19 protein-coding genes are annotated in these 23,431 nt (G+C 60.7%); 14 read left to right on the top strand and 5 right to left on the bottom strand.

Translation table 11 applies throughout. The features are described 5' to 3' along the window. From nuoL to B5E41_RS26200, 10 genes are all read left to right on the top strand, one after another. Positions 1 to 2,001, top strand: coding sequence for an NADH-quinone oxidoreductase subunit L (gene nuoL, locus B5E41_RS26155; protein ID WP_088396666.1), 2,001 nt, complete (start codon positions 1 to 3; stop codon positions 1,999 to 2,001). Continuing rightward, positions 2,001 to 3,512 carry an NADH-quinone oxidoreductase subunit M gene (locus B5E41_RS26160; protein WP_088396667.1) on the top strand — a complete coding sequence of 504 codons (1,512 nt, stop codon included), beginning with the start codon at positions 2,001 to 2,003 and terminating at the stop codon, positions 3,510 to 3,512. The genes nuoL and B5E41_RS26160 overlap by 1 nt, the downstream gene beginning before the upstream one ends. A gap of 18 nt (positions 3,513 to 3,530) precedes the next feature. Continuing rightward, positions 3,531 to 4,976: an NADH-quinone oxidoreductase subunit NuoN gene (gene nuoN, locus B5E41_RS26165; protein ID WP_088396668.1), complete on the top strand. Its 1,446-nt coding sequence runs from the start codon at positions 3,531 to 3,533 to the stop codon at positions 4,974 to 4,976. Further along, the gene (locus tag B5E41_RS26170; RefSeq protein WP_088396669.1) at positions 4,976 to 5,740 is read left to right on the top strand and encodes a biotin--[acetyl-CoA-carboxylase] ligase; all 765 of its coding nucleotides are present in this window, start codon (positions 4,976 to 4,978) and stop codon (positions 5,738 to 5,740) included. The genes nuoN and B5E41_RS26170 overlap by 1 nt, the downstream gene beginning before the upstream one ends. Positions 5,741 to 5,756: 16 nt before the next feature. After that, positions 5,757 to 7,427 (top strand): ribonuclease J, encoded by a 1,671-nt coding sequence (locus B5E41_RS26175; protein ID WP_088396670.1) that lies wholly within the window; start codon positions 5,757 to 5,759, stop codon positions 7,425 to 7,427. Between the two features lie 2 nt (positions 7,428 to 7,429). Then, entirely contained in the window at positions 7,430 to 7,834 is a 405-nt protein-coding gene (mce, locus tag B5E41_RS26180; RefSeq protein ID WP_088396671.1) for a methylmalonyl-CoA epimerase, read from the top strand. A gap of 164 nt (positions 7,835 to 7,998) precedes the next feature. Continuing rightward, entirely contained in the window at positions 7,999 to 8,274 is a 276-nt protein-coding gene (locus tag B5E41_RS26185) for a DUF1467 family protein (RefSeq protein ID WP_088396672.1), read from the top strand. A gap of 588 nt (positions 8,275 to 8,862) precedes the next feature. Further along, positions 8,863 to 10,185 carry a proline--tRNA ligase gene (gene proS, locus B5E41_RS26190; protein ID WP_088396701.1) on the top strand — a complete coding sequence of 441 codons (1,323 nt, stop codon included), beginning with the start codon at positions 8,863 to 8,865 and terminating at the stop codon, positions 10,183 to 10,185. A gap of 15 nt (positions 10,186 to 10,200) precedes the next feature. Beyond that, entirely contained in the window at positions 10,201 to 11,505 is a 1,305-nt protein-coding gene (locus tag B5E41_RS26195; protein WP_088396673.1) for a lipoprotein-releasing ABC transporter permease subunit, read from the top strand. A gap of 14 nt (positions 11,506 to 11,519) precedes the next feature. Then, a complete protein-coding gene (locus B5E41_RS26200) occupies positions 11,520 to 12,203 on the top strand; it encodes an ABC transporter ATP-binding protein (RefSeq protein ID WP_011424942.1) in 684 nt (227 codons plus the stop codon). Positions 12,204 to 12,213: 10 nt separating this feature from the next. Here the strand turns inward: B5E41_RS26200 and B5E41_RS26205 are convergent, their stop codons facing one another. Beyond that, positions 12,214 to 12,678, bottom strand: coding sequence for a DUF5680 domain-containing protein (locus B5E41_RS26205; RefSeq protein WP_088396674.1), 465 nt, complete (start codon positions 12,676 to 12,678; stop codon positions 12,214 to 12,216). A 500-nt stretch (positions 12,679 to 13,178) separates the two neighbouring features. Here B5E41_RS26205 and dnaE point away from each other — a divergent pair, with 500 nt between their 5' ends. Beyond that, positions 13,179 to 16,676 (top strand): DNA polymerase III subunit alpha, encoded by a 3,498-nt coding sequence (gene dnaE / locus B5E41_RS26210; RefSeq protein WP_088396675.1) that lies wholly within the window; start codon positions 13,179 to 13,181, stop codon positions 16,674 to 16,676. A gap of 19 nt (positions 16,677 to 16,695) precedes the next feature. Here the strand turns inward: dnaE and B5E41_RS26215 are convergent, their stop codons facing one another. After that, positions 16,696 to 17,952 (bottom strand): L,D-transpeptidase family protein, encoded by a 1,257-nt coding sequence (locus tag B5E41_RS26215; RefSeq protein WP_088396676.1) that lies wholly within the window; start codon positions 17,950 to 17,952, stop codon positions 16,696 to 16,698. A gap of 225 nt (positions 17,953 to 18,177) precedes the next feature. Continuing rightward, positions 18,178 to 19,470 carry a DNA polymerase IV gene (locus tag B5E41_RS26220; RefSeq protein WP_088396677.1) on the bottom strand — a complete coding sequence of 431 codons (1,293 nt, stop codon included), beginning with the start codon at positions 19,468 to 19,470 and terminating at the stop codon, positions 18,178 to 18,180. 76 nt (positions 19,471 to 19,546) lie between these two features. Here B5E41_RS26220 and B5E41_RS26225 point away from each other — a divergent pair, with 76 nt between their 5' ends. Continuing rightward, the gene (locus tag B5E41_RS26225) at positions 19,547 to 20,134 is read left to right on the top strand and encodes a GNAT family N-acetyltransferase (RefSeq protein ID WP_088396678.1); all 588 of its coding nucleotides are present in this window, start codon (positions 19,547 to 19,549) and stop codon (positions 20,132 to 20,134) included. Here B5E41_RS26225 and B5E41_RS26230 read toward each other — a convergent pair. Next, a complete protein-coding gene (locus B5E41_RS26230; RefSeq protein WP_088396679.1) occupies positions 20,109 to 20,777 on the bottom strand; it encodes a hypothetical protein in 669 nt (222 codons plus the stop codon). The two genes, B5E41_RS26225 and B5E41_RS26230, sit on opposite strands and share 26 nt — an antisense overlap. A 2-nt stretch (positions 20,778 to 20,779) precedes the next feature. Beyond that, positions 20,780 to 21,085, bottom strand: a complete 306-nt coding sequence (locus tag B5E41_RS26235; RefSeq protein WP_088396680.1) for a DUF3572 domain-containing protein — start codon at positions 21,083 to 21,085, stop codon at positions 20,780 to 20,782. A gap of 133 nt (positions 21,086 to 21,218) precedes the next feature. Between B5E41_RS26235 and B5E41_RS26240 the strand changes: the two genes are divergently transcribed. Both B5E41_RS26240 and B5E41_RS26245 read left to right on the top strand, forming a co-directional pair. Then, positions 21,219 to 21,590, top strand: coding sequence for a response regulator (locus tag B5E41_RS26240; protein ID WP_003547430.1), 372 nt, complete (start codon positions 21,219 to 21,221; stop codon positions 21,588 to 21,590). An 18-nt stretch (positions 21,591 to 21,608) separates the two neighbouring features. Beyond that, positions 21,609 to 22,982, top strand: coding sequence for a PleD family two-component system response regulator (locus tag B5E41_RS26245; protein WP_088396681.1), 1,374 nt, complete (start codon positions 21,609 to 21,611; stop codon positions 22,980 to 22,982). The last annotated feature ends 449 nt before the right edge of the window (positions 22,983 to 23,431 follow it).

Here is a 23,431-nt window from a genome sequence, read left to right on the forward strand (position 1 = left end):
ATGTTCCTCTATAAGGCTATTGTCTTTCTTCCCTTGATCGGCGCGATCGTCGCCGGCCTTTTCGGCCGCGCCATTGGCGCCAAGGCTTCGGAATATGTTACCAGCGGCTTGATGGTCATCGCCGGCATCCTCTCCTGGATCGTCTTCTTCAACGTCGGCATGGGCCATCTTGAAGGCGGGCCGATCAAGGTCGAGGTGCTGCGCTGGATCCAGTCCGGCGGTATTGATGTCTCCTGGTCGCTGCGCGTGGATACGCTCACCTCAGTCATGCTGATCGTGGTCAACACGGTCTCGACGCTGGTGCATATCTATTCGATCGGGTACATGCATACCGATCCGCATCGCCCGCGCTTCTTTGCCTATCTCTCGCTCTTCACCTTCGCCATGCTGATGCTGGTGACGGCCGATAATCTTGCCCAAATGTTCTTCGGCTGGGAAGGCGTTGGTCTCGCCTCCTATCTGCTGATCGGCTTCTGGTTCAAGAAGCCGTCGGCGACGGCCGCGGCGATGAAGGCTTTCATCGTCAACCGCGTCGGCGACTTCGGTTTCGTGCTCGGCATTGCCGGCGTCTTCGTGCTGTTCGGCTCGATCAACCTCGATACGATCTTCGCCAATGCATCGAACTTCGCCCCGCATGAAGGCGGTGGTGAGGCGAGCGAAGTGATCCTCAACCTCTTTGGCATGCAACTTGATAAGGCGCACGCGCTGACCGGCATCTGCCTGCTGCTGTTCATGGGCGCCATGGGTAAGTCGGCGCAGTTCCTGCTGCACACCTGGCTGCCGGACGCCATGGAAGGTCCGACCCCGGTCTCGGCCCTCATCCATGCCGCCACCATGGTCACCGCCGGCGTCTTCCTCGTCGCCCGCATGTCGCCGCTTTTCGAACTGTCGCCGGACGCCCTGACCGTCGTTACCGTGATCGGCGCGATCACCGCCTTCTTCGCGGCAACCGTCGGCCTCGTGCAGAACGACATCAAGCGCGTCATCGCCTATTCCACCTGCTCGCAGCTCGGCTATATGTTCGTGGCGCTCGGGGTAGGGGCCTATGGCGCAGCGATCTTCCATCTCTTCACGCACGCCTTCTTCAAGGCGCTGCTCTTCCTCTGCGCCGGCTCGGTCATCCATGCCGTCGATGGCGAGCAGGACATGCGCTACATGGGCGGGCTTTGGCCGCATATTAAAGTTACAGGCGGCCTGATGATCATCGGCACGCTGGCGATTACCGGTGTCGGCATTCCCTTCACGCCGTTCGGCCTTGCCGGCTTCTTTTCCAAGGACGTGATCATTGAGGCGACTTATGCATCGCACTCGCCGGTCGCAGGCTTTGCCTTCTCGCTGCTGGTCATCGCTGCACTCTTTACGAGCTTCTATTCCTGGCGCCTGATCTTCATGACCTTCTTCGGCAAGCCACGCGCTTCGCATGAGGTCATGCACCACGTCCACGAGTCGCCGCAGGTCATGCTGGTGCCGCTCTATCTTCTTGCGCTCGGCGCAATCTTTGCGGGCGTGATCTTCGAAGGTCGGTTCTACGGCGAGGAATACGCCGAGTTCTGGAAGGGCGCGCTCTTCACCGGCGCCGAGAACGAACTCGTCGAAGAGTTCCACCATGTTCCGGCGCTGGTTGGCCTGAGCCCCTTCATCGCAATGCTGATCGGCTTCGTCATTGCCTGGTACATGTATATCCGCTCGCCGCAGACGCCGCGCGTCCTCGCCAAACAGCACCGGGTGCTCTACCATTTCCTGCTCAACAAGTGGTATTTCGACGAACTCTACGACTTCCTGTTCGTCCGCACGGCAAGGGCGCTTGGCCGCTTCCTGTGGAAGAAGGGTGATGTCGGCGTCATCGATACCTATGGCCCGAATGGCGTGGCAGCCCGCGTGGTCGCTGTCACCGACCGCGTCGTCCGCCTGCAGACCGGTTACCTCTATCACTATGCCTTCGCCATGCTGCTCGGCATTGCGGCGCTCGTTACCTGGATGATGCTCGGGAGTTCCTTCTGATGACCGATTGGCCTATTCTTTCAACGGTCACCTTCCTGCCGCTCGTCGGCGTGGTGCTCCTGCTCTTGATGAATGGCGACAGCGAAAGCGGTCGGAGGAACGTGCTGTGGATCTCGCTGATCACCACCGTCTTCACCTTCGTCGTCTCTCTCTTCATCTGGATCGGCTTCGACAATGCCAACCCGGGCTTCCAGATGCTCGAAAAGCATGATTGGCTCGGCACCGGCATCGGCTACCACGTCGGCGTCGACGGCATCTCCATGCTGTTCGTCATCCTGTCGACCTTCCTCATGCCCTTCTGCGTGCTGGCGAGCTGGCTCTCGATCGAGAAGCTCCTGAAGGAATACATGATCGCCTTCCTCATCCTGGAAACGATGATGGTCGGCGTCTTCGTCTCGCTCGATATCGTGCTCTTCTACGTCTTCTTCGAGGCAGGCCTCATTCCGATGTTCCTGATCATCGGCGTCTGGGGCGGAAGAGACCGTGTCTATGCGAGCTACAAGTTCTTCCTCTATACGCTGCTCGGCTCGGTGCTGATGCTGCTCGCCATCATGGCGATGTACTGGCAGGCCGGCACGACCGACATCACCGCGCTGCTCGCCTACAAGTTCCCGCCGGCGCTGCAGACATGGCTCTGGCTTGCCTTCTTCGCCTCCTTCGCGGTGAAGATGCCGATGTGGCCGGTTCACACCTGGCTTCCGGATGCGCACGTTCAGGCGCCGACGGCAGGCTCGGTGATCCTGGCCGGCGTGCTCCTGAAGCTCGGCGGCTACGGTCTCATCCGCTTCTCGCTCGGCATGTTCCCGGTCGCCTCCGACTATTTCGCGCCGCTCGTCTTCGCCATGTCGGTTATCGCCATCATCTACACCTCGCTGGTGGCGATGATGCAGGATGACATCAAGAAGCTGATCGCCTATTCCTCCGTGGCGCATATGGGCTACGTGACCATGGGCATCTTTGCCGCCAACATGCAGGGCGTCCAGGGTTCGATCTTCCAGATGCTCTCGCACGGCATCGTCTCCGGCGCGCTCTTCCTCTGCGTCGGCGTCGTCTACGACCGTACCCATACCCGCGAGATCAACGCCTATGGCGGCCTCGTCAACAACATGCCGAAATATGCCGTGGCGATGATGGTCTTCACCATGGCCAATGTCGGGCTTCCCGGCACGTCTGGCTTCATCGGCGAATTCCTGACGCTGATCGGCGTCTTCCGGGTCAACACCTGGGTCGCGCTCTTTGCCGCCACCGGTGTCATTCTATCGGCCGCCTATGCGCTCTGGCTTTATCGCCGGGTGATCTTCGGCGCGCTGGAGAAGGAAAAGTTGAAGGCGCTGCTCGATCTTTCCAGACGCGAACAGCTGATCCTCTATCCGCTGGTTGCGCTGACCATCTTCTTCGGCGTTTATCCGGCTCCGGTCTTCGATGCGACGGCCGCCTCGGTGGATCTGCTGGTCAACAACTACACGGCCGCCGTGCACGCAGCGCAGAACGTTGCGCTGTCTATGAAATGATGACGGGACTTATCGGACATGACCGCTGAAACAATTCTCCTCAGTCTGCATCTTTCCGCGCCGGAGCTCATCCTCGCGGTCGGCGCCCTAGTCCTGTTGATGGTCGGCGTCTTTTCAGGCGAGCGGTCGGGCCTTGTCGTCACCGGCCTTGCCATCGTCCTGCTGCTCGCATCCGGCCTGTGGCTGCTCTTCGTGCCGGCGGAAGGCCTCGCCTTCGGCGGCGTCTACATGGCCGACGGCTTCTCGCGCTTCATGAAGCTGGTGGCGCTCATTGGTTCGCTGGTTGCGCTGTTCATGACGATGGGGCATGCCCGCGAAAATCAGCTCGACAAGTTCGAGTTCCCGGTTCTGCTGGTGCTGGCGACCCTCGGCATCCTGCTGATGATTTCGGCCAACGACCTGATCTCGCTCTATCTCGCGCTGGAACTGCAGTCGCTGGCGCTCTACGTCGTCGCCGCGATCAATCGCGACAGCCTGAAGTCGACCGAAGCCGGCCTCAAATATTTCGTGCTCGGCGCGCTGTCCTCCGGCATGCTGCTCTACGGCATGTCGCTGGTCTACGGCTTCACCGGCCATACCCATTTCGCCGAAATCGCCCAGGCGCTTTCGGTTGAAGGTGCACGCTCGCTCGGCCTCATCTTCGGCCTGGTCTTCATCCTCGCCGGCATCGCCTTCAAAATCTCGGCCGTTCCGTTCCACATGTGGACGCCGGACGTTTATGAAGGCGCGCCGACGCCGGTCACCGCCTTCTTTGCCGCAGCCCCCAAGGTTGCCGCCATGGCAATGTTGACTCGCATCGTAATCACCGCCTTCCAACCGGTTCTGGCGGACTGGCAACAGGTCGTCGTCTTCATCTCGATCGCCTCGATGCTGCTCGGCTCCTTTGCCGCGATCGGCCAGAAGAACATCAAGCGACTGATGGCCTATTCCTCGATCGGCCACATGGGTTATGCTCTGGTCGGCCTTGCCGCCGGCAACCAGACCGGTGTTTCTGGCGTCATGCTTTACATGGTCATTTACATGATTATGACGCTCGGCACCTTCGCGATCATCATGTCGATGCGCCGCAAGGACGGAACCGTTGTCGAAGACGTCAATGATCTCGCCGGCCTTTCCGCGACCAACCCGTTCATGGCCGTGGTACTAACGGCGCTGATGTTCTCGCTCGCCGGCATTCCGCCGCTCGCCGGTTTCTTCGCCAAGTATTTCGTCTTCGTTGCAGCGATCGAAGCCAAGCTCTATGCGCTTGCCATCATCGGCGTCCTCGCCTCGGTCGTCGGCGCCTATTATTATCTGCGCGTCATCAAGCTGATGTGGTTCGATGAGGCGACCGGAGAATTCGCCCGCGTTTCCAGTGCCTTGCGGCTGGTCTTCGGTCTCTCCGGTCTCTTCGTCACCGCCTATGTGCTGATCGGCGGTCCGATCGGTGGCGCGGCAGAGCTTGCCGCCGCAACGCTCTTCTGATGGTTTCCGACAGACGGCGCCGGATATCGCTCGGCGATTTCAGGCACGAGGCGCTGTCGGAAACATCATCCACCAACAGCGAATGCCTCGCCCGGGCGCGGGCGGGCGATCCCGGCAATCTCTGGGTGACGGCCGAGAGGCAGACCGGCGGCCGCGGCCGCCGCGGTCGTCTCTGGGTTTCCGAACGCGGCAATCTCTACGCGTCTCTTCTATTGATCGATCCGGCGCCGATGGAGCGCCTCGGCTCGCTGCCGCTCGCGGTTGCCGTCGCGGTACACCAGGCTATCCGCCAGGTGCTGCCGCCGGGCGCCGAACCACTCGAGGTCAAATGGCCGAACGATATTCTCATCGGCCGGAAAAAGACCTGCGGCATCCTCGTCGAGGGTGAGCAGTTGCCGGACGGCCGCTACGCGCTGATCGTCGGCATCGGCATCAATGTTTCGGTTATGCCGGACAATCCGCTCTATCCCGTCACCTGCCTGCGCCAGCATGCGAGCGCGGCTTCGCCGGAGGAACTCTTCGCTCATCTCTTCGCGGCGATGGCGGAACTGCTGGAAATATGGGATCAGGGCCGCGGCATTGCCGAGATCACCGCACGCTGGCGCGCCATTGCCTGCGGCGTCGGTGAAAAGATCACGGTCAATTTACCGGACCGGTCAATTTCCGGACAATTCGCCGGGATTGATGATAATGGCTTGTTGATGCTCGATACCGGCGCTGGCAGGATCATGTCTATTGCCGCTGGTGATGTGTTTTTTGGATAGCGGAAAAAACGAAATTATGGCGAAACAGGACGAATTGGTATTCCTGCCTCTGGGCGGCGTCGGCGAGATCGGGATGAATCTTGCCCTTTACGGCTACGGCCCGCCCGAGCATCGCCAGTGGATTATGGTCGATTGCGGCGTCACCTTTCCCGGTCCTGACCTGCCGGGCGTCGATCTCGTGCTGCCCGATATCCGCTTCCTCGCCAATGAGCGCAAGAACCTCAAGGCGATCATCATCACCCATGCCCATGAAGACCACTATGGCGCACTCGCCGACCTCTGGCCGGGCCTCAACGTTCCGGTTTTCGCCTCGGCCTTTACATCGGGCTTGCTTGAAGCCAAACGCAATTTCGAGAAGGCAACGATCGGCGAAGTGCCGGTGACGCCGTTCAAGGCAGGCGATACGATCAATGTCGGCCCGTTCAGCATCGAAGGTGTGGCCGTCAACCATTCGATCCCCGAGCCGATGTCGCTGATGATCCGCACGCCGGCCGGCAACGTCATCCATACCGGTGACTGGAAAATCGATCACGAGCCCTCGCTGGGGCCTCTGACCGATGAGACACGATTCCGCCAGCTCGGCGACGAGGGCGTGCTGGCGCTGATGTGCGATTCCACCAACGCCCTGCGCGACGGTGTTTCGCCCTCTGAGAAGGATGTGTCGGAAAGCCTGCGCAAGATTATCGAGGATGCCGAGGGCCGGGTAGCGATCACCACCTTCTCGTCGAATGTCGGGCGTATTCGCACCGTCGCCGAGGCTGCCGAGGCGGCCGGCCGCGAAGTGCTGCTGCTCGGCAGTTCGCTGAAGCGTGTCGTCGATGTCGCTAGTGATATCGGCCTGATGGAAGGGGTCAAACCTTTCATTTCCGAGGAGGAATACGGCTACATCCCGCGCGACAAGGTCGTCGTCATCCTGACCGGCAGCCAGGGTGAGGCGCGGGCCGCCCTTGCCAAGCTCTCCCGTGACGAGATGCGCAACGTGGCCTTTGCGGCAGGCGATATCGTGGTCTTTTCCTCGCGTGCCATTCCCGGCAACGAAAAGGCGATTCAGGATATCAAGAACGGCCTCGTCGAGCAGGGCGTGCATATCATCACCGATACCGAGGCGCTCGTCCACGTCTCCGGCCATCCGCGCCGCAACGAGTTACAGAGGATGTATGAGTGGACCCGGCCGAAAATCGTCGTGCCGGTGCATGGCGAGGCGACGCATCTAACGGCGCATAAGGAGCTGGCAGAGCAATCCGGCATCGCGGTCGTGCCGCGGGTGCGCAACGGCGATATCCTGCGGCTGGCGCCAGGTCCGGTCGAGGTGATTGGCGAAGCGCCGCATGGCCGCATCTACAAGGACGGCCTGCTGATCGGCGATTTCGACGAAATGGGTATCGGCGAGCGCAAGAAACTCTCCTATGTCGGCCATGTCGCGGTCAACGTCGTGCTCGACGCGCGTTATGACATTCTCGGCGATCCCGATCTCGTCTCCATCGGCCTTCCGGTTTATGATGACGAAGGCGAGGAGATGGAGGATACGCTCTACGATGCGGCGATCAGCGCCATCGAAAGCATTCCGCGCGCCCGCCGCAAGGATATCGATATGCTGCAGGAGGCCGTACGCCGTGCCATCCGCGCAGCCGCAAATCACGCCTGGGGCAAAAAGCCCGTTGTCACCGCCTTCGTCACCAAGGTCTGACCATGCTCGGCCGGGTAAACCATATCGCCATCGCCGTCCCTGATCTCGCAGCGGCGACGGCCGCCTACCGCGACACGCTGGGGGCCGCCGTATCGCAGCCGCAGTCTCTGCCGGAACACGGGGTCACCGTCGTCTTCGTCGAGTTGCCGAACACCAAGGTCGAATTGCTGCAGCCGCTCGGGCAGGACTCGCCGATCGCAGCCTTCCTCGAAAAGAACCCGTCCGGCGGCATGCATCATATCTGTTACGAGGTGGAGGATATCATCCTCGCCCGTGACCGACTGATCGTCGCCGGCGCGCGGGTGCTGGGTGACGGCCAGCCGAAGACCGGCGCGCATGGCAAGCCGGTGCTCTTTCTGCACCCCAAGGATTTCTTCGGTACGCTGATCGAACTCGAACAGGCCTAAATCAAATATACTCGGACGCGTTTTTCGCTGCGGCAGAGTGACCCGAAGACGTCGAAATGTTTCCTTCGCTTTGAGTTGGACGCTATTCCGCCGTATAAGTACGCCAGTTCCATGCGACACAGCGTTTCGCGCGTTCTGTCGGCAAGACACGACCGGGAAAGATAATGCTTCAGACCTTCCTGCAGGGATTCGCCGTCTACTTCATCATATGGTGGATGACGCTGTTCGCCGTTCTGCCGATCGGCCTGCGCACTCAGGCGGAAGACGACAATATCGTGCTCGGGACCGTGCCAAGCGCGCCCACCCGCTTTCGCGCCGCCTTCGTCTTTTCCCTGACGACGCTGATCTCGGCGCTGATCTATGGCCTCTGGTATGTCTGCGACACCTATTTTGGCTGGGGCTTTGACGCCCTTCCACAACTGGGGCCTAGCTTCTATTGAGATAGCTTTTGCTCAAACTTTGAGCAGATGTAAAATTCAGGGAAAATTCGTTTCGTCATATTGGTGTCATGCTGTTGCGGCAAGGAGCTCGCCTAGCGGAATGAGAGGATTCCCTTACGGAAGCCGTCTGGAGCTTGAATGGGAGGAGAGGGCGAAAAGCCAAAAAAAAACAAGGCTGGAAGCCTTGTTTTAAGTATCGCGTGATCTGTAACCGTTGCCGGGGCTGCGACGAGCGCGCCTAAGATCTGATCCTCCCAAGACTTGACCGCGAATTCGACAAGAATTTAGCTTCCTGCCTGTTTTGTGAGCTAAAACTAGCTCAAACATTGGGCTTTGTCATTAGCTTTTTTTGCATTTTTGCTACACACCAGCAAAATTTTTCTGTTGACAAGATTTTCGTTCAAGTCCTTATAAACACGCGCTTTTTTACGCCCTTTCATTTTGCGGGTGCGAACATGCGTGTCCGGGAGGCGGCCGACGGCAGTTGCGGGTTTCCTTCCCGCCGCGAAGCGGCTATGAACGCTCCCACATTCACAATGTATCTCCGATTCCGCTTGCCGGCGGGATCTCAACTGCTCCGGAATCGCCATGCGTCTGTCTCGCTACTTCATGCCCATTCTTAAGGAAAACCCAAAGGAGGCGGAAATCGTCTCCCACCGGTTGATGCTGCGCGCCGGCATGATCCGCCAGCAGTCTCAGGGCATCTATTCCTGGTTGCCGCTCGGCAAGCGTGTGCTCGACAAGGTCAACGCCATTATCCGCGAGGAGCAGAACCGCGCCGGCGCCATCGAGCTTTCGATGCCGACCCTGCAGTCGGCCGAGCTCTGGCAGGAAAGCGGCCGTTATGATGCTTACGGCAAGGAGATGCTGCGCATCAAGGACCGCCAGGACCGGCCGATGCTGTATGGTCCCACCAACGAGGAGATGGTGACGGATATTTTCCGTTCCGCGGTCAAGTCCTATAAGGACCTGCCGCTCAATCTCTATCACATCCAGCTGAAGTTCCGCGACGAGATCCGCCCGCGCTTCGGCACCATGCGCTCGCGCGAGTTCATGATGAAGGACGCTTACTCCTTCGATCTGACGCGCGAAGGGGCGGAGCATTCCTATAATAAGATGTTCGCCGCCTATCTCAGAACCTTCGATCGGCTCGGTCTCCGGGCCATCCCGATGCGCGCCGATACCGGCCCGATCGGCGGCAATCTCAGCCATGAATTCATCATCCTCGCCGATACCGGTGAATCCGAGGTCTTCTGCCATAAGGATTTCGTCGGTTTCGATATTCCCGGCGAAAACACCGATTTCGACAGCGTCGAGGGCCTGAAGGCGATCTTCGACAAGTGGACCTCGCTCTATGCGGCGACCTCGGAAATGCACGACGAGGCGGCCTTCAACGCCGTGCCCGAGGGCGACCGCCTTTCGGCCCGCGGCATCGAGGTTGGCCACATCTTCTATTTCGGCACGAAATACTCCGAGCCGATGGGCGCGAAGGTGCAGGGACCTGACGGCAAGGAACACTTCGTTCACATGGGTTCCTACGGTATCGGCCCGACACGCCTTGTTCCCGCCATCATCGAAGCCTCGCATGACGACAACGGAATCATCTGGCCGGCATCGGTCGCACCCTTCGATGTCGTCGTTATCAACATGAAGGTGGGCGATGAGGCCTGCGACGATACGTGTGAGCTGATCTACGCCGCTCTGAAAAAGGCCGGCAAGGATGTGCTCTATGACGATACCGACGACCGGGCCGGCACGAAATTCGCGACGGCCGACCTGATCGGCGTACCCGTCCAGATCATCGCCGGCCCGCGTGCGGTCGCGAACGGCGAGGTCGAAGTGAAGGACCGCAAGACCGGCGCCCGTGAAACGATGACCATCGAAGCGGCGATCAACAGGTTCGTGGCTTAAGGAAACGGAGGCGAAATGGCAGAGGCAGCAGTGGACCGGAGTTCAAAATCCGGCTTGGGTCCGGCTGGCAAGCCATTTTCCACCTTTGAGCGCCTTGTGGCGTGGCGTTATCTGCGCGCCCGCCGCAAGGAGGCCTTCATCTCGGTGATCGCTGGCTTCTCCTTCGTCGGCATCATGCTCGGCGTTGCGACGCTGATCATCGTCATGGCCGTCATGAACGGTTTCCGCACCGAGCTCGTCTCGCGCATCCTCGGCATCAACGGCCACATGATCGTGCAGCCGGTCGACGGTCCCTTCACCGATTATCCCGACCTGACCGCCAAACTCGCCGCGGTGCCCGGCGTCAAGATGGCGCTGCCCTTGGTCGAAGGCCAGGTGCTCGCCTCCGCCCAGGCCGGCGGCAGCACCGGTGCTTTGGTGCGCGGCGTCCGCCCTGAAGACCTCACCAAGCTCAAAACGATCTCTAATAACATCAAGTCCGGCGACATGGTGGGCTTTGCCTCCGGTGAAGGCGTGCTGATCGGCACCCGCATGGCCGACCAGCTGGGTCTGCGCGTCGGCGACGCCATCACGCTGACCTCGCCGGAAGGCGACATCACGCCGATGGGCGTCAATCCGCGCGTCAAATCCTACAAGATCTCCGGGCTGTTCGAGATCGGCATGTCGGAATACGACTCGTCGATCATCTTCATGCCGCTCGAGGAGGCGCAGCTCTACTTCAATGCGGCCGGGCTGGTGCAGTCGATCGAACTCTTCGTCGATCATCCCGATGATATCGACGCGCTGAGGCCGAAGGTGGAAGAGGCGGCCGGCCGCCAGATCAACCTCACCGACTGGCGCCAGCGCAACCAGACCTTCTTCTCCGCGCTCCAGGTCGAGCGCAACGTCATGTTCATGATCCTGACGCTGATCGTGCTCGTGGCGGCGCTGAACATCATCTCCGGCCTCATCATGCTGGTGAAGGACAAGGGCAGCGATATCGCCATCCTACGTACCATGGGCGCCAGCGCCGGTGCGATCATGCGCATCTTCTTCATGACCGGAGCGGCGATCGGCATCGTCGGCACGCTTGCCGGTGTGCTGCTCGGCGTTCTCGTCTGCGTCAACATCGAATCCATCCGCCAGTTCTTCTCCTGGATCTCCGGCACCGTGATTTTCAATCCCCAGGTCTATTTCCTCAGCCAGCTGCCGGCCGAGATGGATATCAGCGAAACGATCTCGGTGGTCGTCATGGCGCTCAGCCTCTCCTTCATCGCCACCATCTTCCCGGCATGGCGCGCCTCCAGGCTCGATCCGGTGCAGGCCCTGCGCTACGAATAAGGAATGCCGCATTCATGAATCGCAACGTCGTCCTCAAGCTTACCGGCGTCGAGCGCCATTACGGGCAGGGTGATACGCTGCTCACGATCTTGAAGGGAGCGGATTTTTCGCTGGCGAAAGGCGAGATCGTCGCTCTTGTCGCCCCCTCCGGCACCGGCAAGTCGACGCTGCTGCATGTCGCCGGCCTGCTCGAGCATCCCGACGGCGGCGAGGTTACCATCAACGGCCATGCCTGCGACGGCCTTTCCGATGAGAAGCGCACGGCGATCCGCCGCCGCGAGATCGGCTTCGTCTATCAATTTCACCACCTCCTGCCGGAATTTTCGGCGCTTGAGAACATCATGATGCCGCAGCTGATCGCCGGGCTGTCCTGGAAGGAAGCCCAGGAGCGGGCCGGGCAGCTCCTCGACTATATGCGCATCGGCCATCGCGGTTCGCATCGCCCGGCCGAGCTTTCCGGGGGCGAACAGCAGCGCGTTGCGATCGCCCGCGCTGTCGCCAATGCGCCGACGCTGCTTCTTGCCGACGAACCGACCGGCAATCTGGATCCGGAAACGGCAAGCTACGTCTTCGACGCGCTGGAGGCGCTGGTGCGCCAATCCGGCCTTGCGGCCCTCATCGCCACCCACAATCACGAACTCGCCGGCCGCATGGATCGGCGCGTCACGATCTCCGATGGCAAGGTCGTAGAGTTTTAGTCGACGGTGATCACGGGATGACCAGCCCGCCGCGGTAATCGAGCACATAGGCCTTCCTGCCGGCGACCATGATGCATTCATGGCCGCTGAAACGCTCGCAGCCGCCTTCGCTACGGTCGACATAGCGGCCGAACGGATGATCGAATTCCATTCCGCCAAGAAAGCGGCGCTCCCGATACATTGCCGACAGCGCTGCCTTGATCACCGTTCCGGCGGCACTGCCGTCGATGAGATCGGGCGCGACGACGCGGCCGAAATAATTCATCGCCCAGACGGGTTGGCGGGCAAACCAAACCACTTCCTGTCCCGCGAAGTCGGTGCCACCGAAATAGCTGTCGAGATAATGCCAGTCGCCGCTCTCATACCCGACATCATGGGAACCCGGCCGGCAGGGCGTGCGCGGCACTCCGCCGCCGACATAGGTCGCAGCCTTCGCCTCCACGATGAATTCGTTCAGCTTCGCAATGTCGAGCATGTCATTCTCCTCTGGGCGGGATGCTGGCAAATATCCTGTGGCATGTAAAGAACATAAAGAGAACATGCGTCGGAATTCAGAAGATCGACTTGGGCGGTGGCCTATCTGAACGGAATGGCGGATCTGTCGAAGATTGGGAAAGGGGGCGGGCTGCTGCCTATCGAACCGAGCGCAGGCGCCCATGGGAATCGCCAAGCGCGTCGAGATTCTTCAACGCAAGCGCAAAGGAAAAGATTCCTGTTGACATCGGAACATAGATGGAACAAATTGAAAACATAACGAGTAAAGGAGAGCCAGATGATTGACATGATCCGTGATATCGCAGCATTCACCTCCATCGCAATGTTCGTTGCCAGCTTCTCGCTTATTGTCATCGCAATCTAAATTTTTCGGGGATCGCATGGCAGTCATGCGGTTCGCACGCGGGTCTCTTCTGGACATCATCGCCCTCAATGCCGACAATGCATCCGATTCATTTCGGCTGATTGGGAAGGCATATCATGGCGGAGACGGAAAAGGGTTCAATGGGTGAGGCGACCGGCGGCACGCCGGGCTTCATCCACCTGAGAGTCCATTCCGCCTATTCGCTTCTTGAGGGCGCGCTGCCTCTGAAGAAGATCCTCTACAAGGCGACCGGCGACAGTCAGCCGGCGATCGCCATTACCGACACCAACAATCTCTTCGTCGCCCTTGAATTCTCCCAGAAGGCAATGGACGAGGGCCTGCAGCCGATCATCGGCTGCCAGGTCTCGATCGACATGGAAGACGGATTGGAAAGCGAAAAGCGCGGCGGTCAGCCGGCCCTAGTCAAGCTGCCGTCGATCGTTCTTCTTGCCGCGACGGAGGCTGGTTACGAAAGGCTGGTCGATCTCGTCAGCCGCGCCTATCTCGGCGGCGATAGCAACCAGGCCATCCATATCAGAACCTCCTGGCTGGAAGAGGCAGGCACGGAAGGGCTGATCGCCTTGACCGGCGCCCTGACCGGGCCGGTCGACGCAGCTGTCAGGGAAGGTCATCCCGCCCAGGCGGAAGCCCGGTTGCTCACGCTGAAGCGTCTCTTCGGCGACAGACTCTATGTCGAGCTGCAGCGGCACGGCACCTACGACAAGCGGCACGAGCAGAAGATCGTCGGGCTTGCTTACACGCATGACCTGCCGCTCGTCGCCACCAACGAGGCGTTCTTTCCGACCCGCGACGATTACGACGCCCATGATGCGCTGATGGCGGTTGCGCATAATGCCATCGTCTCCGACGACAGCCGTTTTCGCCTGACTCCGGATCACTACCTGAAGAGCCGGGCTGAGATGGCCAAGCTCTTTGCCGACCTGCCGGAAGCGCTTGAAAACACGATCGAGATCGCGAGGCGCTGCTCCTTCGTGCTGAAAACGCGAAAGCCGATTCTGCCGCGTTTCACGGGCGCCACCGACGATGCCGAGGAGGCGGAACGCGCCGAGGCGGGCGAATTGCGCCGTCAGGCGGTGGAAGGGCTGGACATGCGGCTTTCGACCCTCGGCATGTCGCCCGGTTATGAGGAAAAGGATTATCGCGAGCGGCTGGAGTTCGAGCTCGGCGTCATCGAGCGCATGCGCTTCCCGGGTTACTTCCTGATCGTTTCCGACTTCATCAAATGGGCCAAGCAGCACGACATCCCGGTCGGTCCCGGCCGCGGTTCGGGGGCAGGTTCGCTGGTCGCCTATGCCTTGACGATCACCGATGTCGACCCGCTGCGCTTCTCGCTACTATTCGAGCGCTTCCTCAATCCGGAACGCGTCTCGATGCCTGACTTCGACATCGACTTCTGCCAGGACCGCCGCGAGGAGGTGATCCGCTACGTCCAGGCCAAGTACGGCCGCGAGCAGGTGGCGCAGATCATCACCTTTGGTTCGCTGCAGGCGCGTGCCGCACTTCGCGACGTCGGACGCGTGCTAGAAATGCCTTACGGCCAGGTCGACAAGATTTGCAAACTCGTGCCGAACAATCCCGCCAATCCGACGCCGCTTTCCAAGGCGATCGAGGAGGAGCCGAAGCTGCAGGAGGAGGCGGCGAAAGAACCGGTGGTGGCGCGGCTGCTCGACATCGCCCAGAAGATCGAAGGGCTTTATCGCCACGCCTCGACGCATGCCGCCGGCATCGTCATCGGCGACCGGCCGCTTTCCAAGCTGGTGCCGATGTATCGCGATCCGCGCTCCGACATGCCTGTCACCCAGTTCAACATGAAGTGGGTGGAGCAGGCCGGCCTCGTCAAATTCGACTTCCTCGGTCTGAAGACGCTGACGGTGCTGAAGGTCGCCGTCGATTTCGTCGCCAAGCGCGGCATCAATGTCGATCTTGCGGCCATTCCTCTCGACGACAAGCCGACCTACGAGATGCTGTCGCGCGGCGAGACGGTCGGCGTGTTCCAGGTGGAAAGTGCGGGCATGCGCAAGGCGCTGATCGGCATGAAGCCGGACTGCATCGAGGACATCATCGCGCTGGTGGCGCTTTACCGCCCCGGCCCGATGGAGAACATTCCGACTTACAATGCCCGCAAGCACGGCGATGAAGAGCTGGAATCGATCCATCCGATGATCGACCATCTGCTCAAGGAGACGCAGGGCGTCATCGTCTACCAGGAACAGGTGATGCAGATCGCCCAGGTCCTGTCGGGCTATTCGCTTGGCGAAGCCGACCTTCTGCGCCGCGCCATGGGTAAGAAGATCAAGGCGGAGATGGACCAGCAGCGGGAACGCTTCGTCGTCGGCGCCGTCAAGAACGGCGTATCAAAGCCGCAAGCCGACAACATCTTCGAACTCTTGGCGAAGTTCGCAAACTACGGCTTCAACAAGTCGCACGCCGCCGCCTATGCGATCGTCTCCTACCAGACGGCCTACATGAAGGCGCACTATCCGGTCGAATTCCTCGCCGCCTCGATGACGCTCGACATGTCCAACACGGAAAAGGTCAATGATTTCCGTCAGGACGCCAAGCGGCTCGGCATCGAGGTGATCGCGCCTTCGGTGCAGACCTCCTTCCGCCATTTCGAGACCGGCGACAATCGTATCTACTATGCGCTGGCCGCCCTCAAAGGCGTCGGCGAATCCGCCGTCGACCACATTGTCGAGGTGCGTGGCGACAAGCCTTTTGCCAGCATCGAGGATTTCTGCCTGCGCATCGATCCGCGCCAGGTGAACCGCCGCGTGCTCGAAAGCCTGATCTATGCCGGCGCCTTCGATTGTTTCGGCGCCGACCGCGCCCAGCTGGCCGCCGGCCTCGACCGCATTCTCGGTTATGCCCAGCGCGCCCAGGAAAACAAGCTGAGCGGCCAGTCAGATATTTTTGGCAGCGCACTAAACTCAGGCCCGGAGAAGATCTCCTTGCCGCCCTATTCACCCTGGCTGGCATCGGAGCGGCTGCTCAAGGAATTTCAGGTGCTGGGCTTCTATCTGACGGCCCACCCGCTCGATTCCTACAGCAACATCTTGCAGAAGATGCGTGTGCAGACCTTTGCCGAGTTTTCTCAGGCGATCAAGCAGGGGGCTGCCAATGCGCGTCTTGCCGGAACCGTCATTTCAAAGCAGGAGCGCAAGACCCGCACCGGCAACAAGATGGGCATCATTGTCTTTTCCGATTCGTCAGGCCAGTTCGAGGCGGTGCTGTTTTCGGAGATGCTGAACCAGTATCGCGACGTGCTCGAGTCCGGGAAATCCTTCCTGCTGACCGCGACCGGTGAGGAGCGGCCGGAGGGTATCGGTCTTCGCATCCAGACGATCCAGTCGCTTGAGGAAAAGTCGCTGCAGATGCAGAAGGCGCTGCGCGTCTATGTCAGAGATTCCGGACCGCTGAAAATGGTTGCCGGCCATCTGAACACCAAGGGCGACGGTCTGGTTTCCTTCATTGTCATCAAGGAAGAGGGCAAACGCGAGGTGGAAGTGGCGCTGCCGGAGAAATACCGCATCACTCCGGAGATTGCCGCTGCCCTTCGCGCCGCCCCCGGCGTCGTCGACGTCGAGCTTGTCTGATCAACCCAGTTGATCGTGATCAGCCCCGGGTGATTGTGATGAAATCCGTGCCTTCGCCGGTTTCGCGGCCAAGGCCCGTATCGGAGATCGTCAACGTCGAGCCGGGCGAGATCAGCGCGTCGATCCTGCGGCGGGTCTCGTCGGGGATCGTGATGCGGCTCAGCGAAAGGGCAATCGGCTTGCCCGTGACAATCGAGCTTTCCTGGCTGGTGATGCCGAGCCGTTTCATCGTCTCGCGGGAGAGACTGTTCTCGAGCGTGATGCCCAGCCAATCCGCCGTGCCGGCCTGCTCATCGAGGGCATGCAGCGTGAAAAAATGCGTGCCGAGTGCCAGGCCCGGATCCGCGATCGTCACGGGGGCCTCGAAGATCGGCTTGAAGGCCTGCCGCACCATGATGACGCCGTTCGGCGGCTCGCCCTTGCCGGTTGCGGCATAGACGGATTTGAGCAACGCGTCGGAGACCAGGCTCCTGTCGCCGGCAAATTCCGTCGGCCGCAGCATCTTGAAGGCGTTGATCGCCTGCACGGTCGACGGACCGAGCAGGCCGTCCGGATCGCCGGCGGAAAAGCCGAGCTGATTGAGTAGCGTCTGGATGTCGATTACCGTTTCGCGCAGCGTGCGCCGCGTGACGAGCATGCTGATCGGTTCGGACGGCGGCCGGATCTCCGGCGCGGTAACCGGCGACACCGCCGGCATCGGCATCGCGGCGGTGTCGTTCATGGCCACCTGCACCGGTGTCCCGGGACCGACGGGTATGGAGGGCCGCAGCTCGACGTCCGAAAGCAGCGGCATCGCTGCCGGCGCATCGGGGCGGAAAAGGTTCGGATGGTCGATCGGCTGCGGCACCAATTCGTCGTCGCTGATGATGACGGGAATGCCGGGCTCCGTCATTCGGTAGAGCATTTTTGCGAAGGCGCCGGGCATGCGTACGCAGCCGTGCGAGGCCGGATAACGCGGCACGGAATTGGATTCGTGCAGCGCGATGCCAGACCATGTCAGCCGTTGCATGAAGGGCATCGGGGCGGCCGAATAGAGGTTGGATTCGTGGTATTTCTGCTTTTCGAGCACCGAGAAAATGCCGCTCGGAGTCGTATGGCCGTCCTTGCCGGTGGAGACCTTCGAGGTCGCGACGACCTCGGTGCCGTCATAAACCACAAGCGACTGCTTGTTTTTCGAGACCAAGATCTGCAGCGTGCGTGCATCCGCGGCAAGAGCAGGGTGCACGAGTGCGGTGGCCGACAGCAAGCCAAGGCCGAAGACGAGACGCGAGAACATGATACCAAACCATACGCAATACTGTTCGGCACATTACGGGACGAAGTTTAAGGAAGATTTTAAAACCCGGACTCGTCGGCTCGCCCGGAACGGTGCAGCGGTTCCGCAACAACGATACGCATAAGATAAAGGCAAAGCATGTCGCATGAATCAAAGTTTGAGCTGCCTGATTTAAAGCATTGGTATGCATCTCTGATAACAGCGCGCACCTTTGCGCGAGATGTTCTAGTGATCGCGCTTGCCGCTGCCGAAGGTGTAGCCGGTCTCGACCGTGTTCTTGCCGAACTTGTCGCGCAGCTTGTCCATCGCCGCTTCGGCCGCCGCCCGCCGGCCTGACTGCCGGTCGATCAGATCGGGCGGATCGGCGCGGGTGGCATCGCCGAGATCGGTGACGCCGATGCCGATCAGGCGGAATTTCGTCCCGTCCGTTTCCTTTTCGAGAAGCTCGAGCCCGATGCGGAAGATCCTGTCGGCAAGCTGGGTCGGATCCTCGAGCTTGCGGTTGCGGGTGCGCGTCTTGAAGTCGGCGCTCTTCATCTTGAGCACCACGGTGTGGCCGGCGATATCGTTTTTCTTCAGCCGCCAGGAAACCTTTTCGGAAAGGTTGCGCAGGATCGGCACCAGATCGTCGTGGCGCGAGATGTCGTCGAAGAAGGTCGTTTCGGCCGAAACGCTCTTGGCGGCGTCGTTGAGATGCACCTCGCGGTCGTCAATGCCGCGCGACAGCCGGGCGAGCCGCTGGCCGATGCTGCCGTAGCGGCGCATCAGGTCGTTCTCCTCCATTTGCTGCAGCTGGCCGATGGTGCGGATGCCGTCCGCCTCCAGCGTCGCGGCAAAGGCCTTGCCTACGCCCCAGATGGTGGTGACGGGACGCGGCGCCAGGAAATCCACCGCTTCTTCACGGCCGATGACGGAAAAGCCCCGCGGTTTCTGCAGGTCGGAAGCGACCTTGGCGAGGAATTTGCAATAGGAAAGCCCGACCGAAACGGTAATGCCGATCTCCTTTTCGATGCGGCGAGCGAATTTGGCGAGCGTACGCGCCGGTGGATCGTGATGCAGCCTCTCCGTGCCGCCGAGTTCCAGGAAGGCTTCGTCGATCGACAGCGGCTGCACCAGCGGCGTCAGGTCCTGCATCAGCGCCCGCACCTGGCGCCCAACCCGGACATATTTCTCCATGTCCGGGCGTATGACGGTGGCCTGAGGGCATGCCTCCAGCGCCTTGAACATCGGCATTGCCGAACGCACGCCGTGGATACGGGCGATATAGCAGGCAGTGGAGACGACACCGCGTTTGCCGCCGCCGATGATGACCGGCTTGTCGGCAAGTTCGGGATTGTCGCGCTTCTCGACCGCCGCGTAGAAGGCGTCGCAATCGATATGCGCAAGTGTCAGTCGATAGAGTTCGCGATGGCGGACCAGGCGCGGACTGCCGCAGGATAGGCAACGACGCGCCTCGCCCTTCTGCTCGGCAAGGCAGTCGCGACAGAAGCCGGGTGTCTTGTCAGGCGCGGGCGTCATGGTGAGAACAAAGGTTGAACGGCGCGACACTACGCCTTAAGCTTATGAGTCACAAGAGAGGACGGGAGCTTTGCCTTTGGATAAAGATCTTCGTTTCGAGCCGGTGACGGCAGACCGGTGGGGCGACTTCGAGACCCTGTTCGGCCCGCAGGGGGCTTTTTATAATTGCTGGTGTGTCGCGCTGCGCTTGCCGCATGCGGTAAGGACGACGATGACGGCCGACGAGCGCAAGGCGCATATGCGCGAGCGGATCGGGGCGGGACCGCCGCCGGGGATTCTTTGTTATGCCGATGGCGGACCGGTCGCCTGGGTGCAGGTCGGGCCGCGCCACGACGTGCCGCAGTTCAATTCACCGCGCACCGCCTCGCGGCCGCTGGAGGAGGAGGATGCGCGTGATCCCTCTATCTGGGCGGTCAGCTGCTTCTTCCTGCTGCCGAAACTGCGCGGCAGGGGATTAAGTCATCGCCTGCTCGCCGGCGCGATCGACCATGCCCGGCGCCAGGGCGCGCGGCTGCTCGAAGCCTGCCCGATCGATCATGTGAAGCAGTCGAAATCGGTGACGCTCTGCATCGGCTCGACGGCAATCTTCGAGGCAGCTGGTTTCGAGACGATTGCCAGACGCAAAGACGGCCGTCCGCTCATGCGGCTGGAACTGTGCAGTTGACTGTGCCGGAAAGGAAATGGGCCTCGATCACCTCGGCCGCATGCGCCCAATCGGTGGCGCGGGTGATGTCATCGGCTGCCGCCGGCGCGAAACGATGGACGGGCGAGTCCGGCATCAGGTGAATGAGCAGGCAATCGGCCATGTATTCCCTGACAGAATGCAGATTGTGCGCCATATCGTCTATGAAGGCGACGGGAAAGGAGCGGCTGGCATGCAGTGCATGGACGATCGGCCCCTTGGGCTGCTCGCTGGCAAGCAGCGGAAAGAGCAGGCCGGCGCTGTCCAGCAGGCGGCGGCGCTGATCCTGGAACCGTGGCGGCATCGCCGTCAGGAAAAGGATATCGGCGACCTGCGAAAGCCGGCCGAGCGTTTCGACGACGCGGTCGACTGGCGTCTGCCACAATTCTTGCGCTTTGAAAAAATCTTCGATCAGCCGGCTGACCTGTCGGCCCTCGATCTCCGTGCCGTCCGCTTTCGAGACAATGTTGCCGTGGAGCCGGAACGATCGCGGCAGGAATTCGTGACCCAGGCTTTGGAGAAAAAGCTGGAAGGGGTCGATGAACCGCAGCACGACATCGTCGACGTCACAGACAATCAGTGGCCGCTCGCCGAGTCGGATGTGCGAAATATCGAGCTCTGTCACCCTCAGTATTCTCCCGAATCGAGCCCCGGCGAAGAGAAATGCCGCCAGGCGGCGGTTACCGTCTCCGGGCTGAGGCCGCTCGCCGTGCAGAAGGCCATCGCCGTCGGTTCGTGGTTCATCAGGAAGTCCATCATGCCTGAGAGGAACCCCGGATCGTTGACCGCGTTGCGCACCTGCTCGGGCGCCACGCCGGTGAGTGCGAGGAAGCGACCGAACATGTCGGGATCGGCGGCAAGCCAGCCGAGCACGGCGATCGCCGTCGCGTGCGGGTCGGCCTGTTGTTTCGAAGTCTTGAAGTTGCTTTGCATTTCGAGGGGTAAGTTACCTTTTCTTCAACCAAATACCGCTAGCGTGCGCTATCGGTTTCACGGAGCTATTCATCCGCATGTGCCTTTCCCATGGGACGAACCGCTGCGCGAACGGACGTAGGGACAGCTTGTCATGCCCAAACAGGTGATGATTGTAGAAGATAACGAGCTCAACATGAAGCTCTTTCGCGACCTCATCGAGGCGTCCGGCTATACCACGATCCAGACGAGAAATGGTATGGAGGCGCTCGATCTGGCGCGCAAGCATCGTCCCGACCTCATCCTCATGGATATCCAGCTTCCCGAGGTCTCCGGCCTCGAAGTCACGAAATGGCTGAAGGAAGATGACGAGCTGCACGTCATTCCCGTCATCGCCGTCACGGCTTTCGCGATGAAGGGCGATGAGGAGCGGATCCGCCAGGGCGGCTGCGAAGCCTATGTTTCCAAACCGATCTCGGTTCCGAAATTCATCGAGACGATCAAGACCTATCTGGGCGATGCCTGACGCATCGGAAAGACGCTTATGACCGCGCGAATACTGGTGGTTGACGATATTCCGGCCAACGTGAAGCTGCTTGAAGCGCGGCTGCTCGCGGAGTATTTCGACGTGATGACCGCTGCCGACGGTCACGAAGCGCTGGCAATCTGCGAGCGCAACCAGGTCGACCTGATCTTGCTCGACATCATGATGCCCGGTATCGATGGCTTCGAGGTCTGCGAGCGGCTGAAGGCCAGTCAGAAGACCGCCCATATCCCCGTCGTCATGGTCACCGCACTCGACCAGCCTGCCGATCGCGTGCGCGGTCTGAAGGCCGGCGCCGACGATTTTCTCACCAAGCCGGTCAACGATCTGCAACTGATCTCGCGGGTGAAGAGCCTGCTGCGGCTGAAGACGTTGAGCGACGAACTGCGCATCCGCGCCGACACCGCTCATACGATGGGCATGGGCGATCTGATGCGGGCAGGCGAAGGCCGTGGCGACGAGGCCGGCCAGGTGTTGTTGGTCGATGGCCGCGCCAATTCGCAAGAGCGCATCGTCAGGGCGTTGAAGCCCGTCGCCAATGTGCTTGCCCTCTCCGATCCGCAGGCGGCCCTCTTCGAGGCGGCCGAGAACATGTTCGATCTCGTCATCGTCAATGCCAATTTCGACGATTACGATCCGCTTCGCCTCTGCTCGCAACTGCGCTCGCTGGAGCGCACACGCTTCCTGCCGATCCTGATCATCACCGAGCAGGGCGCCGACGACATGGTCGTCCGCGCCCTTGATCTCGGCGTCAACGACTACATCATCCGCCCCGTCGATCCCAACGAGCTCGTCGCCCGCAGTCTGACGCAGATCCGTCGCAAGCGCTACAACGACCGTCTGCGCGCCAGCGTCAAGCAGACGATCGAGCTGGCCGTGACCGATCCACTGACCGGCCTTTACAACAGACGTTATCTCGACAATCACCTGAACGTGCTCTTCAACCGGTCGATGGCGCGGGGCCGGCCGCTCTCGGTGCTGATCACTGATATCGACCGTTTCAAGCAGGTGAACGACACGTACGGCCATGACGGTGGCGACGAAGTGCTGCGCGAATTCGCAAACCGCGTCCGTTCGACCATCCGCGGCGCCGATCTCGCCTGCCGTTACGGCGGAGAGGAATTCGTCGTGGTGATGCCGGACACCTCGCCGGAAGTTGCCGCCGCTGTCGCCGAGCGCCTGCGCGCGGCTGTCGAAAGCGCTCCCTTCGTGCTGAAGCGCTCAAGTGAAGCCCTGAATGTCACCGCGTCCTTCGGCATCGCCTCGCGCATTGGCGCTGTGCTGACCCCGGACCAGCTGATGAAGCAGGCCGATCTTGCTCTTTACGAGGCCAAGAATACCGGCCGCAATCGCGTGGTCGCGGCGGCTGCCTGACGAATCACTTTAGGCGCCATATCGGCCACTTGCGGGTTTTCCACTGCGGTAAGCGGTTTATTACCGATATTTAACCTTCGCCTGTGCGACGCAGGCCCAGATTTTTCCAGCCCGGTAGCCCAAAATGGACTCCGGCGTTGCTGTGGATATTGGTGCGGCGCGACAGTCTTCGGAATGCCGGAGCCCAGCCCAAAATGAAATGAAGACTATAAAAAACGCCCGCCGCCAACAGGGTCAAATAAAGTGTGGTGGCATCACCTCACGTAAGGGGAGGGGCTGCTTAAGTTAGTAAGTTATATTGTCGAACTTCTTCGAGCCCGTCGTCATTAGGCTTAGCCGTCAAGCAGAGCCGCCGAATCTTTGTATGTTCCAAAACTGGACTTTTAACCATAGAATCAAGCTCGGAAAATTCATCATTAAGAATTTGTTGATTTTCTTTCATTTCTGCG

This window comes from Rhizobium esperanzae, from assembly GCF_002204185.1.
GTDB lineage: Bacteria > Pseudomonadota > Alphaproteobacteria > Rhizobiales > Rhizobiaceae > Rhizobium > Rhizobium esperanzae.

Coding starts and splice junctions, on each gene's coding strand:
- nuoL (WP_088396666.1), top strand. CDS start 1: ATGTTCCTCTATAAGGCTATTGTCTTTCTTCCCTTGATCGGCGCGATC.
- B5E41_RS26160 (WP_088396667.1), top strand. CDS start 2,001: ATGACCGATTGGCCTATTCTTTCAACGGTCACCTTCCTGCCGCTCGTC.
- nuoN (WP_088396668.1), top strand. CDS start 3,531: ATGACCGCTGAAACAATTCTCCTCAGTCTGCATCTTTCCGCGCCGGAG.
- B5E41_RS26170 (WP_088396669.1), top strand. CDS start 4,976: ATGGTTTCCGACAGACGGCGCCGGATATCGCTCGGCGATTTCAGGCAC.
- B5E41_RS26175 (WP_088396670.1), top strand. CDS start 5,757: ATGGCGAAACAGGACGAATTGGTATTCCTGCCTCTGGGCGGCGTCGGC.
- mce (WP_088396671.1), top strand. CDS start 7,430: ATGCTCGGCCGGGTAAACCATATCGCCATCGCCGTCCCTGATCTCGCA.
- B5E41_RS26185 (WP_088396672.1), top strand. CDS start 7,999: ATGCTTCAGACCTTCCTGCAGGGATTCGCCGTCTACTTCATCATATGG.
- proS (WP_088396701.1), top strand. CDS start 8,863: ATGCGTCTGTCTCGCTACTTCATGCCCATTCTTAAGGAAAACCCAAAG.
- B5E41_RS26195 (WP_088396673.1), top strand. CDS start 10,201: ATGGCAGAGGCAGCAGTGGACCGGAGTTCAAAATCCGGCTTGGGTCCG.
- B5E41_RS26200 (WP_011424942.1), top strand. CDS start 11,520: ATGAATCGCAACGTCGTCCTCAAGCTTACCGGCGTCGAGCGCCATTAC.
- B5E41_RS26205 (WP_088396674.1), bottom strand. CDS start 12,678: ATGCTCGACATTGCGAAGCTGAACGAATTCATCGTGGAGGCGAAGGCT.
- dnaE (WP_088396675.1), top strand. CDS start 13,179: ATGGCGGAGACGGAAAAGGGTTCAATGGGTGAGGCGACCGGCGGCACG.
- B5E41_RS26215 (WP_088396676.1), bottom strand. CDS start 17,952: ATGTTCTCGCGTCTCGTCTTCGGCCTTGGCTTGCTGTCGGCCACCGCA.
- B5E41_RS26220 (WP_088396677.1), bottom strand. CDS start 19,470: ATGACGCCCGCGCCTGACAAGACACCCGGCTTCTGTCGCGACTGCCTT.
- B5E41_RS26235 (WP_088396680.1), bottom strand. CDS start 21,085: ATGCAAAGCAACTTCAAGACTTCGAAACAACAGGCCGACCCGCACGCG.
- B5E41_RS26240 (WP_003547430.1), top strand. CDS start 21,219: ATGCCCAAACAGGTGATGATTGTAGAAGATAACGAGCTCAACATGAAG.
- B5E41_RS26245 (WP_088396681.1), top strand. CDS start 21,609: ATGACCGCGCGAATACTGGTGGTTGACGATATTCCGGCCAACGTGAAG.